The sequence below is a fragment of the Intestinimonas sp. RTP31139st1_F5_RTP31139_211217 genome (genome assembly GCF_040226735.1).
Taxonomy (GTDB): domain Bacteria; phylum Bacillota; class Clostridia; order Oscillospirales; family Oscillospiraceae; genus Intestinimonas; species Intestinimonas butyriciproducens.
Window position 1 is genome coordinate 13,540 of record NZ_JBCOAQ010000003.1, and the last position, 17,521, is coordinate 31,060.

The following is a 17,521-nucleotide window of genomic DNA, read 5'->3' on the forward strand; positions in this document are numbered from 1 at the left end:
CATCGGGAATCAGTCGGGATAAAGTCGGGGCATCTCCAATTCTTCCTGAAGTTCCGGCACAGCATAACCAAAAAGGCAGAGGGACAATAAGAAGATCGCCTCGCGCTTTCGGTCATAGAATACGCTTCGCTCCATATTCAGCTCATCCAGCAGTTCCTTTTCTGTGCTGTTGAAACGGTGGATAAATTGTTTGGTCAGGATCTCATAGTAAAGTTCACCCCGGTCAGGGTATCGTTTCAAGCGGAGAAGGGCACGGTCGATCACATCCACCAGCATCCGGTTTTCCATCACACAGCAGACCCGTTCCTCAAACTCCTGCAGATCCATATCCGGGGCGAAACTTTGCAGATAGATAAGCCCGGTATCAGCGTCCTGAGCGCCCAGCTCCCAGGCGTACTCATGCAGTTCCTCCACCCGCTCACTGAGGACCCACACCACATCCCGGTAGATTTTCAAAATCAGCTTTACCCGGTGATAGGCCAGCTGGCTGTCAAATCCAAGGGTCGCCATCTGCCTTTTACATTTCTGCAAAGTGGAACTTTCTTTTCTCATGCCATTCTCCTCCTCCCATGTTCGCTAAACTGCGAACAAAATGCATATAACAAAGCCTGTGAACATTGGTGCGGCTGCGCCCCTCTCTCAGGAGGGGGGCTTGCCGTACCAAACTTATATGAGATTGCGTGTTTCCAACCGAATACGCATGGCCTGCTTGGAGACTTGGAAGATCTGAGCCATTTCCGCAACCAACTGCTCATTGCTCCTGCCTGCACGCAAACGGTAAAAACTTCTTTTGATTTGCGGCAGGGGCATGAGGAGAGCAGTAGCCAAAGCATCCGCCTGCCATTCGACCAGACCGTGGCTTTCATCCAAAGATGTTTTTCCTTCATAGGCAGCCACATCGCCTGTGCCGGAGTACAGCTTCTGGTGCAGGACCCAGTGCCCCAATTCGTGAGCACAGGTGAACCGCAGCCTGCCGAGGAGCCTGTCCACACAAAGCCGCTCCTCCACCAGGATTGTTCCGGCCTTGACTGCAATCAAACGGTAGCGTTTTTCATCTTGGTCGTATAAAATAGCCGCTCCTTCATCAAAAATCGTTTCCCCAAGGATGCTCCCGTTTTTGCGTAGGCAATGATATTCCAGAGTTAGATCAAACTTGGTCTCTATGATAGTTTCAATGGGAACTGCCTGGGGAGGCCCGTCCAACAAAGCGGGATCATACTCTTGCAGGATCTTCCGTCCAATGGTTTCAATTGCGTCCAATCGATACTTTGGTACAGACAAGAAAATCCCCCCTTAGTTCTGGCGGTTCTGTAGCATTTCCATAAATGCCTTCCATTCCTCATCGGTAGCATCTACTTCCTTTGCCACTCTCAATGCTGCGCGGACGATGTCATGCTGGCGGATATAGTCAGGCAGATCGGCCGGAACCGTCTGCCTGGAATCTGCGGCCAGATCCAGCAGCATTTCATGCTCCTGCTTATCCAATTCCAGAAAAGAAGAGATCCGCTCTACAAATGCTCCCTCTGGCGCTGGCCGGCGACCCTGCTCAATATCACACAGGTACCCATTGGAGATACCGAGGTGTTTCGCGGTATCCCGGAGATTTAATTTGGCCTCTTTGCGCCGTGTGCTGATGAAAGCTCCAAAGGTCACTGGTCTCCCTCCTTCATAGAGTTTCGCTGGTTTGCGAACATCTTGTTTATATTATAACTGGCACATCTGTTCGACACAAGGGCAAAAAAGAAAGCAGAGGCCAGGTGTTAAAATTCCATAACACCTGGTCCCTGTTTTAGAGAAACCTGTGGGCGATCCGCTTCATTTCTTCCACACACTCATGAGGTGCTATGATCTGAATCCCGCCCATAAATTTGAATACCCATCCGTAAAAGGTGCCGCTTGGGTCGACTTCAATGTTTGCCGTAAAGTGTTCCTCGTCATATGTGCGGGTTGGTACAGCTTCTCCATAATGGTCTATGATGGTTTTCATCAGCTTGTTCTCACAGAGCAGTTCAACAGAAACTGTGCGGTCAGCAGCAAACATATCAACGATCTTGTTGGTGTAGCCCGCCACATCAAAGTCTTCATCGGGGGTAAAGCCGGAGGGAAGTATCTTGATCCCCGACAGACGGTCTACTCGAAAGTGGGCCATCCGCTGGTGTTTGTGAGAAAAGCCAATCAGGTAATAGTGGTCATTCTTCCATTCCAAAGCGTAAGGGTCCAGTTGATAGAGATAACCGCCATGTTTGAGAACTCGTTTTTTCTCGGGCGTATATTCATAATACTGGAACTGTATCTGCCGCTTTTCCAAGATTGCCGTTTGGATGGCATCAATGATGTAATAGACTTGCTCATTGTCCGGTTTCACCCGGCTGGACAGGCTGGCGAGCTGCCGAAGCTGCTCTGCCTGATGTGTGCTGGTCAGACGGCATAATTTCTGTACCAGTTCCTCGGATTTCCTGGCAGAAATGATCTTCGAGGATGCTACTGCGTCTGTCAGCATTTTCAGTTCTGGATACTCAAACAGGCGGCTTCCCATAAAATATTGGTTTTGGGTACTCTTGACCACCACAATATCAATTCCTGCATCGATCAGCGCATTGGTATCCGCGTAAACAGTCTGCCGCACTGCCTGAATTCCTTTTTCATTCAGATGGGCAATGATGTCAGATACTGTGGCGGGATGGTTTTCATCAGTCCGCTCATAGAGAAACTGGAGCAATTCCAGTATCCGCATATTTGTTGAATTCTGCATACTTCACCTCCTCGATTCTTAAAATGGTCTATTTTGTATGGTGTCCAGTCCCAAAGACCAGGAACAGGGCAACCACACAGAGAAGCAGGCCCATCCAATTCCGGTCTATGATCAGCTTGATTACCGCCGCAAGCAGCAGACCGCCCACCAGGAGCACAACGCCGTTCATTCAGCGTCCTCCCGAGGCATATTTCCCCATGTGGATGTCCAGCACTTCTCTGGGCGGCTGGATCAGCGCGTCCTCATACTGGCACTTCCACTGAATCTCCCGGCTCATCTGGCCATCCGCCACGCCGTCTATGGTTTCCCCATCCTGAATGGGGTTATCATGCTCCAATATGTACGATGCCACATTGTAGGCGTGGTTTACCACCCAGTTGGGGTCCATGTTGTGGAAGTGGTACTGGAGGTCGGGCAGGAACAGGGTGCTCATGCCCACCGTGTCGATGAGCATATCCTCGGTGCCCTCAATGTTGAAGAAGCGGACATTGACCCCGAAGCGAATGAAACGGTCCGACCCCTCAATCTGGTGAGAACGCACATCCTCCGCCAGAAACAGCTTGCCGCAGTTCTGGAAATAGAATGCCTCACAGGTGGGGTACAGCTCCGCCAGAGCCTCCAGAAAGTCGGCATCCAGGTTGGCACGCTCCAGCGCCGGAAGCGCCGCAGCCAGCATATCGGTGGCCACCACCTGATATTTGCACTCCCGGAAGATCCGCTCCCGGTCCTCCTGGCAGTCCCACATCTGGCTCATGAGGAAGGCGTCGAAGCCTTTGCCCTTGAACCTGTCGCATTTCATCACCATCAGCTGTACCGGGCATTTGCCGTCCTTGAATTCCGCGATATGCTCCTGTGCGGCAAAGCCGGCCATTTGCTTATCATAACAGAAGCACTCTGTTGATCCGATGTGTTTCTCTATCACAGCGGTCATGGTTTCTTTGTCCGGCATGTCCACCGGTTCTTTAAACAAAATCTGAATGAGATAGGGGCCTCCGGGCTGGGGACCCTTTTTATCATCCAGGTTTTGCTGGAAAAGTTGATTGCTCATTTGGTTTCCTCCTTCTTCTCCGGGAACAGCTTCCACCGGAACTCCAACTCTTTCTGGACAAACTCTTTCGGCAGGCCCCGGGGATTGGCAATGAGATACCATACCCGAAAGGTGCGTTTCTTCGGATCTGTTTCCTGCTGGTAGAGCTGATAACCCGCCTCATCCTCCTGAGTCCACTGTCCTGTCTGCCGCTTGGCCTGCACAAAGGGTTCCACCACCTGGTCCAGTTCCTCTTTGGTGAGGCTTGAGGCCCAGGCATGATCCACATCATTGGCGTGGGAGAGGTGGAACAACATCGAACCCATCCAGTTCTTTGCCTTGTGCTCCGGCGTTCCGAGCAATTCCGCCTGACGGCGGTACTCCTCCAGCTGTTCCGCTGTTCCGTACCGTTCCACCATCTGTTCCCGCACATGGATGCACCAGCTGTAATCCCCCGGCTGGATAAAGGGGGCACAGACCGGCTGGAGCGCCTCTGCTGGGTCCACCTCAAAGCGGTCGATAAAGTCGAGGTAGTGAGCTTTGATCAGGGGCAGAAAGGTGTCCAGCAACCTGGTGTTCAGCCGCAGGTCCTCTGTCAGCATCCGAAAGAATGAACCGCCTGTTGTCGGTTCTATTTTGAAAGAGTAGAGCCGATCATCTCCCTGCTTAATGATACAGCTGAAGCCCACCTCCACATTTCCATAGCCGATTTCGTAGTCTATGTAGTTGTAGCGGCTCCGGTCAAACCAGACCTGATAGGTCAGGCCGTTTTTCATTTTCTTTTTGAAGTCGCCTTTTTTCAGCCGCTTCCAGCCCTTTTCCTCCAGCCCCAGGCCGTTCCATAGGTAGTCCAGAAACTCCTGAAATATATCTGCCGGGCGTTTTTGCTCCACGGTCTCCACCTCCTGACGAATCCTCCTTAATAATCAAGCAGGATGGGCACCTGCTGTTCCTCGGCAAACCGCATGGCCCGCCAGAACATGGAGAAGGCGAACTTGGCAAGAGATTGGGTGTCATACTGGGTGTGTTCCGGGATGTCTGCCTTGCTATACTGTCCATCTGAGTCTACGGTTCCGTCTACCGGGTATCCCTCCGTGTCTGCCCAGCCAAGGATGGTATCCTCATCGGCCTGCCATGCCAGCTGGTTCAGCCTTTCCAGCTCCTTCCGCAGTCCGCCCAAGGTGGCGATAGCGACGGTGTCATCGGTGGGCAGAGGGCCTTGGAACAGAAAGCTGTCGGTGAGGGGAAGCCACCAAGTCACGCCCCGAAACAGGGACCACACCCGCTCCTCGTCCGATGCAAGGCGGGCAATCAAGGGATGCTCCCCGAAGATCCAGTCCTTCTCCACGGTGGGAGGCACCGGTTCCTCGTATGTACGACAGGCGGCCACCAGCAGCATAGCGCCGAAGGCATCCCAATCCGGCTTGTCCGTGTAATAGGGCTTCTCATTATTCTCCGGCCAGGGGGCGTAGGGGGGCTGGTCCGGCTGAGAAATGGCGGCCAGAATCTGATCCCGCCAGTTCTCCACCGCCGCCTGAACATCGGTCGGGGACAATTCCTCGTCGTCGGCGGGTTCCCCATCCGGGGTGATGCGGTTGAAGGAATATCCGTTTTCCTCCGCCCACTGCTGAACAACGGTTTTCCAGTTGTGAGAATAGTACCGGGTCAGCGTCCCGGCGTAGATGTCAAGTCCCATAGTGTTTGCCTCCTTTTCTGCTTGGTCAAAGCCGTTCCAGGGTACAGTCGTGCCCGGAATGGTCTGTATCCAAAATGATTTCCACAATGGTGTCCATCGTCTCTTTTCCGAGATTACGGACGCTTTTTTCATAGGCCAGCCACTGGATGTGGATGGGTTGTCCATACTCATGCCGCCCAAAACCGCCCCGAAGAATATCGTTGAAAGCGTTCAGGTTCCGACCGATCTTCCAATCCAAGCCACAGATGAACACCTGCTCCACCTCGTCATAAAAACCGGCCATGTTAGAAAAGCGGCGACCGTCAATGGTGAACATCTCTCTCATGTCCATATAAACGGCTCCTTTAAGTCATATTTCTCCATGATCTTATTTTCCAAGGCTTCATAGGCATCCATATCCTCTGGTTGCGCTGGAATACCCTTTTGCCAATAACCGTTCCCATAGTAGAAAAACATAGCCCAGTAATAAGGCAGGTCATGGCTGAACATCGCCACTCCCATGGCATCGGCCACTGGCTCTGCCAGCGGTGAGCGATCCACTATCTGGGAGGCTTCCTCATAGGAGATCCCCACCAGCTCCACCAGCAGGTGCTTCACCAGTTCACAGAAGCTGTGCTGGTTGAATATGACCTGACCATCCTCATCTTTGAACACGATGCCATCTCTCACCATAATATTCTGCTCCGTTTCTTACTCCTCGTCCCCGGCCTTGAAGTTGTAGATGGGGCGGATGACCTTTACCACATCCGCCGTGGGGCCGATGTTGTCCAGAATATCCTGCATCCCCTTGTAGGCCATGGGGCACTCATCCAAGGTGGCCTTGCTCACCGAGGTGGTGTAGACCTCTGCCATCTGCTTTTTGAATTCAGACACCGTGAAGGACTGTTTGGCGTCCGCCCGGCTCATCAGGCGGCCGGCGCCGTGGGGAGCAGAGCAGTTCCAATCCTCGTTACCCTTGCCCACGCAGAGCAGGCTCCCGTCCCGCATATTGATGGGGATGAGCAGTCGCTCGCCCTCTTTGGCGGACACAGCTCCTTTCCGCAGGATCATGGCGTCGGTATCGATATAGTTGTGGATGGTGGTGAACTGCTCCTCCACATGGAGCTTCATGCCTTTGACGATCTCGTCCATCATGGCCTGCCGGTTGAGCATGGCGAAGTGCTGGACGATCTTCATGTCGTGGATATACTGCTCAAACAACTCTCCGGACACATAGGCCAGGGCCTTGGGGATGTTGGTTTGCTTGAGGTTTTTCAGTTTCTTCAGTTCTTTCTGGATCTCCTTCTCCCGGCCCTCCGCTTTCATTCGGGCAATCAGCGCCTCGATGGAGGCATCGTCAGTGCGGTTGAGCACCTTATAGCCCGCCTCCTGGTAATAGCTGGCCACCTCCACACCCAAGTGACGGCTGCCGGAGTGAACCACGATGTAGAGATTTCCCTCGTCGTCCTTGTCCACCTCAATGAAGTGGTTCCCACCACCCAGCGTACCGATGCTTTTTTCCGCCCGGAGGAGATCCACATGGCGGGCACAGCACAACTCACTCAGGTCGATCTCATTGAGGTAGCGGTGGGCCTTATCCCGGATGGAGAAGCCGGAGGGGATCTTTTCATAAATCAGCTTGTCCAGCTTTTGAAGCTCCAGCCGCCCCTCCCGGATGCGGGTGGTCTCCATGCCGCACCCGATGTCCACACCCACCAGATTGGGCACCACCTTGTCGGTGATGGTCATGGTGGTGCCGATAGTACAGCCCGCCCCGGCGTGAATGTCGGGCATGAGCCGGATGCGGCTACCCGCCGTAAATTCCTGATTGCACAGCTCCTGAACCTGTGCGATGGAGGCGCTGTCCACCACATCGGTGAAGATCTTGGCCTCATTGTATTTTCCTTTGATTTCGATCATAATTTCCTCGCAATATTCTATGGGGCATGGCCCCGTCAAGTCATCTCATACAGCAGGGCAGCGTCGCCCTGCACCAGTTCCAGATGGGAGCGCAGCGTTTCAAGCCCGCTTTGCACCGCCTCGGTGGGCAGATCCCAGTCCGGGGCAATTTCAGCGGCCAGCTCCGGGAGGTCCTGCTCCCGCAGAGCTGCCAGCAGTTGAGACGCCAGCTCTCCCTCCAGCAGAGCGCAGTCCAGGGTGTCCTCCGTCTGGGGAGCAGGAAAACGGACATCCAGATCCAGTTCGCTCTCACACCAGTCCCAGATGGCCATATAGACCGCGCCGGAGCAGTCGCCGTTTGACAGTTCCTGCCGCCGGCCGTCTTTGAGAAGGTAAAAGGATGCGATCTGTGACATAGTTGTTCCTCCTGAATGTTATTCTTTTTCCATCAGCCCTTCTGCCTGCATCCGGATCACATAGAAGGCCCGCACCCAGTCCAGTTCCTGCTCCATGGATTTCTCCAAAGCCAGCAGGTGGCGCTTTCCCAGCCTGCGGTCCAGGAGGGCAAAGATGCGGACAAGAGGATTCTGGCTGACAAGGCTTTTCTCAATGCTCTGGTTGTCAAAGATCCCAAACGCCTCATAGAACACCTTTTGGTCAAAGGTGCCCTGCTCCAGCGCAAAGGCATGAGCCTGGTCGATGGCTTCTTTCGCGGAGTCGCAATCTTTCAGCGTTGTGGACCGCAGGTGATGAAATTTCGTCCACACATTCTCAAAATAGATGTAGTAGTTGCTCCGCAGTACTTCCACACCGTCCATACGAATGGCTGCCCGGCCCTCATGGTCGGCGCTTTTGCTGTAACTGGTGGCAAAATACTGAATGTGACCCCGGAGCGCCGGGCACAGGTAATCATTCTCCAATTTGTTCCGGATTCCACTCCAAGTGGATACGCTTGCCATGTTACCACCTCTCAGTCACGATAGATACCCACGACCAGGATATAGTCATCATCTCCATGAAAATCCTGACACTTGTTATAGAAGTCTCTCAAAGTTCTAAATTCGGCCAACGCTGCATCCCGATTTTCCACTCCGTTCTGTTGGAGATACTTGTCCAGGAAAGCATCTTCATCCACCTCATTGAGGGCAGAAACGATGTCATCCAGATCCTCCAAGAGAGTGTAGGCCACCTGACCATCATCAACGAAATCAACACCTACGATTGCTTGGCTGAGCGGTTCATGAGAGATCGGTTCTGTCCCAGGGCATCCCACCAGCGCCATGTGGAGCTCATTCCACAGGCGGATTTTTTCGGTGTAGAGAAATTCATGCTGATTTGCCGCTGTTTTCAAAGCATCAACCGTATTCTCGCCACTGAAAACAGCATTCATGAGTTCATCTTCAGCAGGGGCGCTTCCATAAAAATAGTGGGCAATGTTTTCAGTGTTCATTGAGATACCTCGCCAGTTTCTTCTCCAGCAGTTCTGCCATATCATTGCAGAGGCGCTTTACCTTGTCCTGCTCATGGGCGTAGTACCAGATGGTTTCCTCTCCGGGGCGGAGCAGGAGCTGGTCGCCGTCCGCTTCTTTCCAGAACTCGCCCAGCACACAATACCGCTCGCCATGAATGGTCAGATTAAATGTTCCAGAGAGTTCAACGATTACGCCTGTGGATACATTGATGCCTGCGGTCAGCAGGAAAAACTCCCGCACCTGGGACGGGAGCGTGAAGTCCAGCACGCTTTCTTGATTCCCGATCTGCTCCTCCGTGGCGGCGGGTTTGATCTCGTCAGAGGGGTCCAGCACCTTTGCCAACGCCTTGGAGAACTTGGGGTATCGGCCAAATAACTCCGGGTTATTGGCCTTGAATTCCTTTTGCTTTTCCCTCTGCACCCGCTCCTGCTCCTTACAGAAAGCGTCCAGCTCCGCCAGATACCGCTCCTGGTAGAGATTGCTGGCTTCAAATGCTGTGCCGCTCTTTTCCAGAATGGCGATGGCTCTCTTTTGGCTGCCAAACACCGGGACCCACTGAAAACCGTGTCGGCAGGGCTTCAGTTTCAGAAATTCACCCCGACTCAGCAGGGCTTCCAACTCCGTCTCATGTTCGTCCCACCAGTTCCGCCAACTTTCTGGTGTTTCCCGCCCCTCGACCAAGTCCAGGAGTTTTTCTGTCAATGATTCTTTGTCCATAGGTGTCCACGCTCTTTCTCCGCCATCACTTCCACATTACTCGGTAGCACAAAGCTCATTCATTTTTGGAATCAGTATTTTATCCATCCACTGGCAAACAATCTCAAAGGTATTGTTAATCTTTTCTTCATTTCCTATATCAAGATATATTTCATTGTCTCTCAAACTGTAAAACAGTGGTTGTGTGTTGATGTCTGGTTTGGCATAACCATAAGGGTCGTATGGACGGGTGTTGATTATATAGCAAACCTCTATGCTTATGCTATCCTTTGTGTTCCCGCCGAATGAGGAAAACGCAATCATATAGGTGAAATTTTTACTGTGCCTCGTAAGTGTTTTGTCGGATTTTTTATACTTGAAGCCTAAATGCCCGTACTTCCCTTGCAACTTGGTTCCAAGCATTTGCATTGCTTCGTTAAAGTTCATTGTGCCCCCTCCATTTTCTCATCGTAAAAATAAATATAGTTCATTTCTCCGTTTCAGAGGGCGCAGGAATAGATGCTCATGGCCCCGTAATCGGTGTGCAGGACCAGCCCGCTTTGGGTAAAGGCAAAATTCACCTGCCGCACCACAAAGGGGTCGTCAATAGAGGCCAGCAGTTGGCCGCTGCCGGTATCCCACAGCTCTATGGGGGAGCTGCCACGATCCTGCTGAACGGCCATCAGACTGCCCCTTGTCCGCACCATACAGGTGTCTGAAAAATTTAGCCCCTGCCGGACCGAAAACGGGAAAGGATTGGCAATCTCCTCTCCGGTCTGGGTCAGATAGAACCTGCCGCCCACCGAGAAGCACTGGTCATCCGGAGAGAAGAAGGGATGCCAGCCCGCATTGGGGATCACAACTTTTTGGGCGGACTTCAGATCGACCAGCACATACTCACCCTCGGTGACACGGTAGACCGCTTTGCTCTGCCGGGGAGAGAGCATCCCGAAGCAGTAATAGGCAAAATTCGGATCTTTTGACTTCTTACATTTTACCGTTTCCCGCCACACTTTCGTGTTGCTGCCAAAGGCAAAGACGACGATCTCCTCGCCCGTGTACCACAGGGCCAGGTCGCCACTGACATCCAGCATGGTCTTCATGCTGTTTTTCTTGTTGGCAAAGGGCGTGACCTCATGGGTGCGGAGCGAGAACTGCTGGAGAAGATAGCTGTTGTTCAGAAGAAGGGTGTCATTGGAGCAGAGGACCTGCTCATAGGTCATCCGCTTGGCACCCAGAGAGACCGTTTCAAGGCTCTCCCCGCTGCCATCGAAGTGATAGAGGGTCTCGTCCTCAAAATCTCCGACCACCCTCGTCAGGAAGAAGTCATCCCTTGCGGGAGAGGCGGCCAGGGGCATGAAGCCGTTACTGTCCTTACCGACAAACCGATGGCACCGCGCCTGCCCAACAGCGGCATCCCGATTCTGATAGACAAATCCTTTCCGCATCTGGCCCATCATGGCGCTGGCAGCCTTGCTCCTGACCTGGAAAGCGGAGTCGCACAGGATCTCCTTGACCTTCCCGCCATTCAAGCAGGTTCGGATGGTATGGCCGTCAATTTCAATCCGCCACTGCTTATTTGTAGTGGGGTTGAGGAAGGTTTTTTCAATCATGGCTTTGACTCCTCCCTTTGAATCAGGATGGTTTTTCCCTCGGCGTTGATGTCATAAAGGTCATCCAAATGGATATGGAAGCCATCCACACGAGCGGTTTCCGCCATCCCCAGAGCGGCTTTCGCCAACAGGAGCAGCCCCGCCCGGTTTCCCGTTAACTCCAATTCATTTCCATCGGCATGGGTGGTAAAGGAGAGGTAGGCTTCCGGTTCCACTGGGAGGATAGGCAGTAGTTCGTCATTCAGTTGAATGGTCAGTGTTCTGGTTTTCATCACTTACCGAAATACCTCCCATCAATCCCACCAGAAATACCAGACGGTGGACTGCCACAGGACATCTGCCAAGGAGCCAATGCTTCCATCCTCATTCTGATCCAGATCTGGGCAGAAGCCATATTGCTCCACAGCCACCTCCATAGCTCTTTCCTTGGAGATCGGAGTTGGAAGTTCAAACTCCAATTCATCGTGGCTCATGGCGGCAGGGATGGCACCATGCTGCTGGAACCAGTATTTGGCCGCAGCCATCAGCTCCGGTGTGTCGGGGCAGTCATTCCAGTTTCCGAAGGGCAGGTAGGCGAAGATCTCCCAAGGATTCTTCACCGGGATCTTGGCCAGAATGAGCGGATAGGTCATCTCAGTATCATCATCCCAGTAGCTGGAGAAGCGGTCATTAGGTTCTCCGCCCTCCATCTCGCCCAAGACTTCCTCATCCCAGTCCATATCGTCATCTTCGGCTTCTTCCTTGCGCTGGCCGGTCAATTCCTCCAAAACCGTCTTTCCGTCCTTGACGGGGGTAGAGAGCATCTTCTTCCGGTACTCCGTTACAGCTTTGAGGTCAAATTCGTAAATGTCTACATCATTCTTCGGGTCGGCGTTCATTACCAGACATTCCAACAGCGTTTCATCATCCGCCTGGATAAGCACGGGAACAAAGCCCTCCCGTACCCCCAGCCGCTGGGCGTAGCTGTATGCCGACATGATGGGGTCATCATCTGCCATGGATGGGAAATAGGTACACTCGCAGTCCAAATACTCCATGATGGCCTGAGCCACCTCGGAAGGCTCCAGTGTGTCCTCGTCGAAGTCCTGTCCCTGCCAGTTAGCAAAGCGTTCTTCGATCACCTCTGCCATAGCCTGATAGTAGTCCTCGTCAAAGGGGATGAACAGGTAGGCTTCATCTTGGAACTCATCGGAGTGATACCGCTCTGGGCCGAAGAAGCAGAGGGCGTTGTCGTCAACATCGGCAGGATAGTAGGGACTGTCGCCCTCTCCATAGTAATAGCCCGCAAAGGCACGGCCTTGATGATTGAACAGCACAGAGAACAGACAGCCGTCCAGCTCATCCCGGATAAACTCCCGCAGATCCACGCTGGCAGAATCAGCCTTGACCTTTTCTACGACCTCTCCGTACTCCGCAAGGAATTCTTCACCCATCAGGTCGTGCTCCATGCACCAGCGCAGGTAGATGGCCATGTGGTTATAAGCATTGATGGGGTCAATAGGCAGTTCCTTTTCCTCGATGCTCTCGATGTGATAGGAAGCATCGTCCATCTCACCGTCAAAATCATCATTGGAAAGGGTGCCACGAGTGATAGCATCCTGGCGGGTGGGGTTTACTACAAAACTGATCCCCCTCATTTTGTTCAGCAGAGCGTCTGTATCATGTTCCAGTTTATAGTCCAACTCGTCCTCATAAAGCGGAATGACCTGATAGAAGTTGACCTCCTCGCCGCCCGGCAGGGTGCAGACCTCGCTGCCATCCTCCGTATCCTGGGGACCGATCAGGGTAGCAGTACACAGTTTGGTGTTGTCTGCAAATGGTTCCCGGTTCTCCACTGTATGACCATGTCCCAACCAACTGTCACAGTTGATGGGCAGACGGGCCAAGGATTTCAGCAGGCGGATGGGCCAGTACCACTTTTCGTCTTTCATGGACTCCTGATCCAGCTTCCAGTCCGCAGGCAGCGCGATAGCCAGCTCCGCCCGCTCCAGCTTATATTCCACCAGCTCCTCCGGCACATTCATCCGGTGAGCGCCCATACCCATGGTGACCAGGGTGCAATAGTCCCGCTCCTCAGTGGGCGGCACCATGCAGATGTCCACATGGATGTCTGGAGAAACCAGCTCGTGGAACACATTCTCGACCTTGCCGAAATACTGCTGGATGTGTCCCTCGACGGCCTCCATCTCCTCCTCGGTGTAGACCTCGGGAACACCGGCTTCTTCATCCTCGGGCATTTCGCCGTCCGGGTCATCGCCGTCATCGTCAGGGTCACCGTCCGATGACTCCCAGGAGATTTTCAGCGTCATCTGCTCCTCCGGCAGACCGACGCCAGGGCTGCGGGTGATGGTGTGCTTATCATCTGCCGCAAAACCGATAGTTTCTCCATCGTGGAGTTCCACATCGTTCTCCAGCACATAGGACACAAGGCTGGCCAAAAAGTCCCGCAGGTCGCTCGGCTTGGCATCGGTGCCCAGCACCTCCATCTCGTCTTTGCCAAACACATCCATGCCGTAGGTGTAGCCATTCATGCCATTCTCGTTTCTCCACAGACCGAACCAGATCCAGTTGAAGATGGGTAGTTCGCCGTCCTGCATCATGTCGGCAAAGCCCTCATAGAACCGGGGTTCAAACACCACGCCGCTGGTGTAGATGCCGGTGGCATATTCCTGACGGCAGCAGGCGGCGACCACCTTGGTGTAGAGCTTGCCCTTTTCCAGCAGGTTTTCCTCCTTGCCCAGCACCGCCACCATGATGTGGGCACAGTGCTCCTTGGCAACCTTGACGGCGTCCTCCCACATATAGTTGTTCTCGGCATTCAGTTCCGCTTCGCCGTTGGGGATGGGATAGGTCGCCAGGCTGACGGCGGCGACCATGTCGCCCACTTCGAACACCAGCGCGTCATCGTCCTTCTCCTCGCTGGCATCGTATTCATCCACGGCGATATCCCACTTTTCCTTCATGTCCCGGATGAACTGCTCTTTATCCCATTCTCCCTTGGACAGGAGGACAAATCCGGTGAAAACGCCTGTGTGGTCACTCTCATCCTCGGCCTCTGCCTCGGCCCGCTTTGCGATCTCTTTCTGGCACTCTTGAATCACCGCCGGGGCATCCTTGTCTTCGGGGTCCAGTTCTGCCCACCGCTGGGCGTAGGGGATAGCCTGTTCCTCCTGCCCATAGAGATACTGATAGCCGTAGGCCATCCGCATATTCCACTCCGCCTTGTCCTGGCCTTCCTCCCGGACGGACTCCAGTACCTCAATGGCGCGGCGCAGGGCCTTGTCTCCCTTATAGTTAGGAGTACCCTCGTCGTGGTCCCCGATGATGGCGTAATTCTCCAGCGCCCGCGCCATGGCGTAGGCAATGCGATAGTTCCGCCAGTCCTCCGGGATGGCGTTGAGGGCCTGGATGCAGCGGGTGTACTCGTCCTCGTCGTTCCACTGCTCCAGCTGCTGGAAGTATTCTTCTTCGTTCTGCGGGGTGTAAGGGATATAATCCATGCCCGCCAGCGTCTCGTCCAGCTCGGGGGCCTGATCCTCATCGTCCGGTTCCTCCTCGGACGGTGTTTTTAGGTTCACTGTGCCCGCCTCCCGGCGGAAGGTGTGGAAACTGGCCCAGGGGATATCGCTGTCCTCAAAGAAATTTTTGGCCATCTGGAGCGCCGTCTGGATGTCCCAGGCGATGAAATCCACATAGCCGCAGTAGAGGCCGGTGGCTCCTCCAGTGAGAGTGAGTACCTCCGGACCGTCGCCGGTGGTGAACAATTCCTCCAGCTTATCCCGGAAGTCGAAGATCTTCTGGGTTCCTTCTTTCTCCCGCAGGGTATCCAGAGGGTAGCAGAAGAAGCCCGCCACCGCGCCGTCAGCATGGAGATCGTCCATGAAGTCATTGTCGGCATTCAGGTAGCCGTTGATGAGCGGCACACAGCAGGTGGAACCGGCCATTACATCCAGCCGCCAGTCAGCGTCGGGGTCTTCATTGGGTTTCATTTCGTAGCCAAGATAGCTCTCCAGATAGGCTTCTGGATCGGTAGAGAGTTCCAGACCCCGCTCCTTCAGAGCGTCGGGAAGCTGGGACATAAGAATGGACGGCTCCGCCCTGGGTTCCTCCAGCACATCAAAGCTGTCTATGTATCTCATGTGGGGAATCTCGCCCAGCACTTGGTCGGTGAGGGTGGTGAGCATCCACCAGACCCGGCCTTCCGCCTCCCGGAGCATGGGCAGCAGCTTTTCACAGTAGGCGGAGAGGGCGAAGCTGTTTTCGCCCTGCTCCTCCAGCCAGATCTGCACATCATCCCCGGAGATGTCCCATCCATCCTCGGTACGCAGACCGATGTTCTGGAGGGGCTGACGGCCCACAAGGATGTTCCAGTGCTCCAGCACCTCCTTGGGGGCGTGTTTCTGGAAGTAGACCAGCTCAAACAGCTTGACCTTATCACCCTCCGGGGTGAGGATCAGCTCGTACTTCTCGCCGTTGAAGCCCATCTCGAAGGAGATTTCATCAAAGGCCAGATTCAGGGTTTCCTCCATTTGGGCCACGAGTTCTGCACCGCGGGTGTGATCCTTGTCGTCATCCATCATCTGGCGCAATTCTGCTTCCATCTCGGCAAAGGTTTCCCACCAGTTCTCTGTCCGATCCCGGAAGCACTCCCAGAACTGCGGCAGAGAAATACCCTGCTTGCACCGGTCGATAAACTCTTTGGTGTCATCGTCACCAGGGCGGACTTCCAATGCCTTTTCAAAATATCGCAGAGCCCGGCCCTCCTGATCCAGATAAAAGTAGGAGTAACCCATGCGGAAGTTCCAGTAATAATCGTCCTCGAAGTATTCCTCATGGGGCTTTAGCAGAGCGAGGGCCTTTTTGAGCATTTCTTTGCAAGTTGGCTTATGTGGGTCTGCCAGATTGTTATAGGCACGGGCTAACTCACTGTCCATCTCAGGGGTACGCTCCTCGGCGGGGATGGCCTCCAGCGCATCAATAATTTTATGTTGTTTGCTCTCCTCATGCCACTTCTGGCACTGCTTCAAAATGTCCATATCAGGGTCCTCCTCGTCCTCATCCGGTTTCCAGTCTTTGATCTGCTGGAACACACCGTTCTCATCCCGCTCAAAGGCGCAGGGGGCGGGGGTGTTCAGCAGAGAAATGATGTCGGGATCGTCGTTGCAAATTGTGTTCAGCTTGTAAATCCCGGCATTGTTGGGGTCGTCCATGTACGCCTCGCTCTCGTCACCGGCGGTAAAGCGCCAGCCGCTGTCCCAGCCGCCGTCCGGATTCTCCCGGTAGCAGTAGCCAACCTTGTAGCCCTCCATCGTAATGCGGTTGGTGGCGATACAGCCATCGGCGCCCTCCCAGTCGGGGAGCAGATTCTTCATGTCCTCTGCCTTTACATAGTAGTCCCGGTTGCGGCCAGCGGCCTCGTACAGCTCCTTCCGCAGCGCCTCCACATCCCGAGCCATCTCCTGGATCTCCTCGTTATCCATCATCTCGCTGAGGTCGTATTCCAGCGGGGCATGGACAAAGTCCGCCAGGGCCTTGTTCATGGCGTCATGCTCCTCTGGCGTAGCAGTGATGCGGATACGGCGGGCGGGGGTGTTGTACTCGTCCAGATCCTGAAGGTTTACACTGCCACTGACGCTGCACTCCAGCAGGATGGCGGCCAGGTCGGTGACCACATCAATGGCGAAGTGAAAGTCCATCTCCACACCATCGGAATGTGTAAACTCCAGGTACTCCACGGTTTGGCGAAAGTCCCAGTTCTGCTTGTCCAGACCGATCTTGGAGAAAATCTCGCTGAGGGGGATCTCCTCCTTTTTCTGATCCTCTAAAAATGCCACAAGGTTCAGACTGTCATCGGAACCGCCAATAAAGTTGCCCCAGTATTTTTTGATATACATTTGTCGTGCCTCCTGTTCTGAATCCAGTCGATCAATGAGCTGATTCAAGTGTTCCAACCACGCAGGAGCGATCTCACCGCTATCCTCGTTCTTCCAAAGATCCATAATCTCACGGATGCCGTCCTCGTCCGGCACCTCGTTTTTGATGTCGGTGAGCTGCCGCAGCAGGAAAGCAAGTGCTTCTTTGGATGCTGTGAAACCGGTGACTTTATCCCATATAGCTTCTTCATGATCGTAGTCCAGCTTGCCGTTATCCTTCCATTGGAAATACAGCTCCGCCAGAGCCATCGCAGTATTGTCAAAGAGAAAGTCGATTTGTGAGAAGTCAGATCCCAGCATGACTTCCTCTTTCATCAGTTCAATCATCTCGCCCAGATCCATTACCGGATGCTCCGGTACATATTCATTTTTGAGGATGTCCAGTACATCCAGCCCTTCGTCACGCTCTAATGCTTTTATACCCCATGCTCCCATGTCGGCACCTCTCTTTCTT

The 17,521-nt window shown here is 53.8% G+C and carries 19 protein-coding genes; all 19 read right to left on the minus strand.

Annotation, left to right across the window (positions count from 1 at the left end):
• Positions 1–9: 9 nt before the first annotated feature.
• On the minus strand, positions 10–552 hold the full coding sequence (locus tag ABUA09_RS03465) for a hypothetical protein (RefSeq protein WP_009259956.1): 543 nt from the start codon (positions 550–552) through the stop codon (positions 10–12).
• Between the two features lie 114 nt (positions 553–666).
• Complete coding sequence (locus ABUA09_RS03470; protein WP_007487968.1) at positions 667–1,260, minus strand: ImmA/IrrE family metallo-endopeptidase; 594 nt, start codon at positions 1,258–1,260, stop codon at positions 667–669.
• 33 nt (positions 1,261–1,293) lie between these two features.
• Entirely contained in the window at positions 1,294–1,653 is a 360-nt protein-coding gene (locus tag ABUA09_RS03475; protein ID WP_006877047.1) for a helix-turn-helix domain-containing protein, read from the minus strand.
• 136 nt (positions 1,654–1,789) lie between these two features.
• Positions 1,790–2,752 carry a helix-turn-helix transcriptional regulator gene (locus ABUA09_RS03480; RefSeq protein ID WP_009259958.1) on the minus strand — a complete coding sequence of 321 codons (963 nt, stop codon included), beginning with the start codon at positions 2,750–2,752 and terminating at the stop codon, positions 1,790–1,792.
• A gap of 28 nt (positions 2,753–2,780) precedes the next feature.
• Positions 2,781–2,921: a hypothetical protein gene (locus tag ABUA09_RS03485; protein ID WP_006877328.1), complete on the minus strand. Its 141-nt coding sequence runs from the start codon at positions 2,919–2,921 to the stop codon at positions 2,781–2,783.
• The gene (locus ABUA09_RS03490; RefSeq protein ID WP_006877327.1) at positions 2,922–3,800 is read right to left on the minus strand and encodes a DUF4261 domain-containing protein; all 879 of its coding nucleotides are present in this window, start codon (positions 3,798–3,800) and stop codon (positions 2,922–2,924) included.
• Positions 3,797–4,681 (minus strand): hypothetical protein, encoded by an 885-nt coding sequence (locus ABUA09_RS03495; protein WP_006877326.1) that lies wholly within the window; start codon positions 4,679–4,681, stop codon positions 3,797–3,799. Before ABUA09_RS03495 ends, ABUA09_RS03490 begins: the two co-directional genes overlap by 4 nt.
• Positions 4,682–4,698: 17 nt before the next feature.
• On the minus strand, positions 4,699–5,475 hold the full coding sequence (locus tag ABUA09_RS03500) for a hypothetical protein (RefSeq protein WP_006877325.1): 777 nt from the start codon (positions 5,473–5,475) through the stop codon (positions 4,699–4,701).
• Positions 5,476–5,500: 25 nt separating this feature from the next.
• Positions 5,501–5,806 carry a barstar family protein gene (locus ABUA09_RS03505; protein ID WP_006877324.1) on the minus strand — a complete coding sequence of 102 codons (306 nt, stop codon included), beginning with the start codon at positions 5,804–5,806 and terminating at the stop codon, positions 5,501–5,503.
• A complete protein-coding gene (locus ABUA09_RS03510) occupies positions 5,797–6,147 on the minus strand; it encodes a hypothetical protein (RefSeq protein ID WP_006877323.1) in 351 nt (116 codons plus the stop codon). The genes ABUA09_RS03505 and ABUA09_RS03510 overlap by 10 nt, the downstream gene beginning before the upstream one ends.
• A gap of 18 nt (positions 6,148–6,165) precedes the next feature.
• Positions 6,166–7,374, minus strand: coding sequence for an RtcB family protein (locus tag ABUA09_RS03515; RefSeq protein ID WP_006877322.1), 1,209 nt, complete (start codon positions 7,372–7,374; stop codon positions 6,166–6,168).
• Positions 7,375–7,409: 35 nt separating this feature from the next.
• Complete coding sequence (locus tag ABUA09_RS03520; protein ID WP_006877321.1) at positions 7,410–7,769, minus strand: hypothetical protein; 360 nt, start codon at positions 7,767–7,769, stop codon at positions 7,410–7,412.
• A gap of 18 nt (positions 7,770–7,787) precedes the next feature.
• Entirely contained in the window at positions 7,788–8,312 is a 525-nt protein-coding gene (locus ABUA09_RS03525; RefSeq protein WP_006877320.1) for an SF0329 family protein, read from the minus strand.
• 11 nt (positions 8,313–8,323) lie between these two features.
• Entirely contained in the window at positions 8,324–8,803 is a 480-nt protein-coding gene (locus tag ABUA09_RS03530; RefSeq protein ID WP_006877319.1) for a DUF1877 family protein, read from the minus strand.
• Positions 8,793–9,542, minus strand: a complete 750-nt coding sequence (locus ABUA09_RS03535) for an SMI1/KNR4 family protein (RefSeq protein WP_006877318.1) — start codon at positions 9,540–9,542, stop codon at positions 8,793–8,795. Before ABUA09_RS03535 ends, ABUA09_RS03530 begins: the two co-directional genes overlap by 11 nt.
• Positions 9,543–9,578: 36 nt before the next feature.
• Positions 9,579–9,968 carry a hypothetical protein gene (locus tag ABUA09_RS03540; protein WP_006877317.1) on the minus strand — a complete coding sequence of 130 codons (390 nt, stop codon included), beginning with the start codon at positions 9,966–9,968 and terminating at the stop codon, positions 9,579–9,581.
• Between the two features lie 53 nt (positions 9,969–10,021).
• Positions 10,022–11,134, minus strand: coding sequence for a hypothetical protein (locus tag ABUA09_RS03545; protein ID WP_006877316.1), 1,113 nt, complete (start codon positions 11,132–11,134; stop codon positions 10,022–10,024).
• The gene (locus tag ABUA09_RS03550) at positions 11,131–11,406 is read right to left on the minus strand and encodes an Imm32 family immunity protein (protein ID WP_006877315.1); all 276 of its coding nucleotides are present in this window, start codon (positions 11,404–11,406) and stop codon (positions 11,131–11,133) included. The genes ABUA09_RS03545 and ABUA09_RS03550 overlap by 4 nt, the downstream gene beginning before the upstream one ends.
• Before the next feature lie 21 nt (positions 11,407–11,427).
• Complete coding sequence (locus ABUA09_RS03555) at positions 11,428–17,502, minus strand: immunity protein Imm33 domain-containing protein (RefSeq protein WP_006877314.1); 6,075 nt, start codon at positions 17,500–17,502, stop codon at positions 11,428–11,430.
• Between the last annotated feature and the right edge of the window lie 19 nt (positions 17,503–17,521).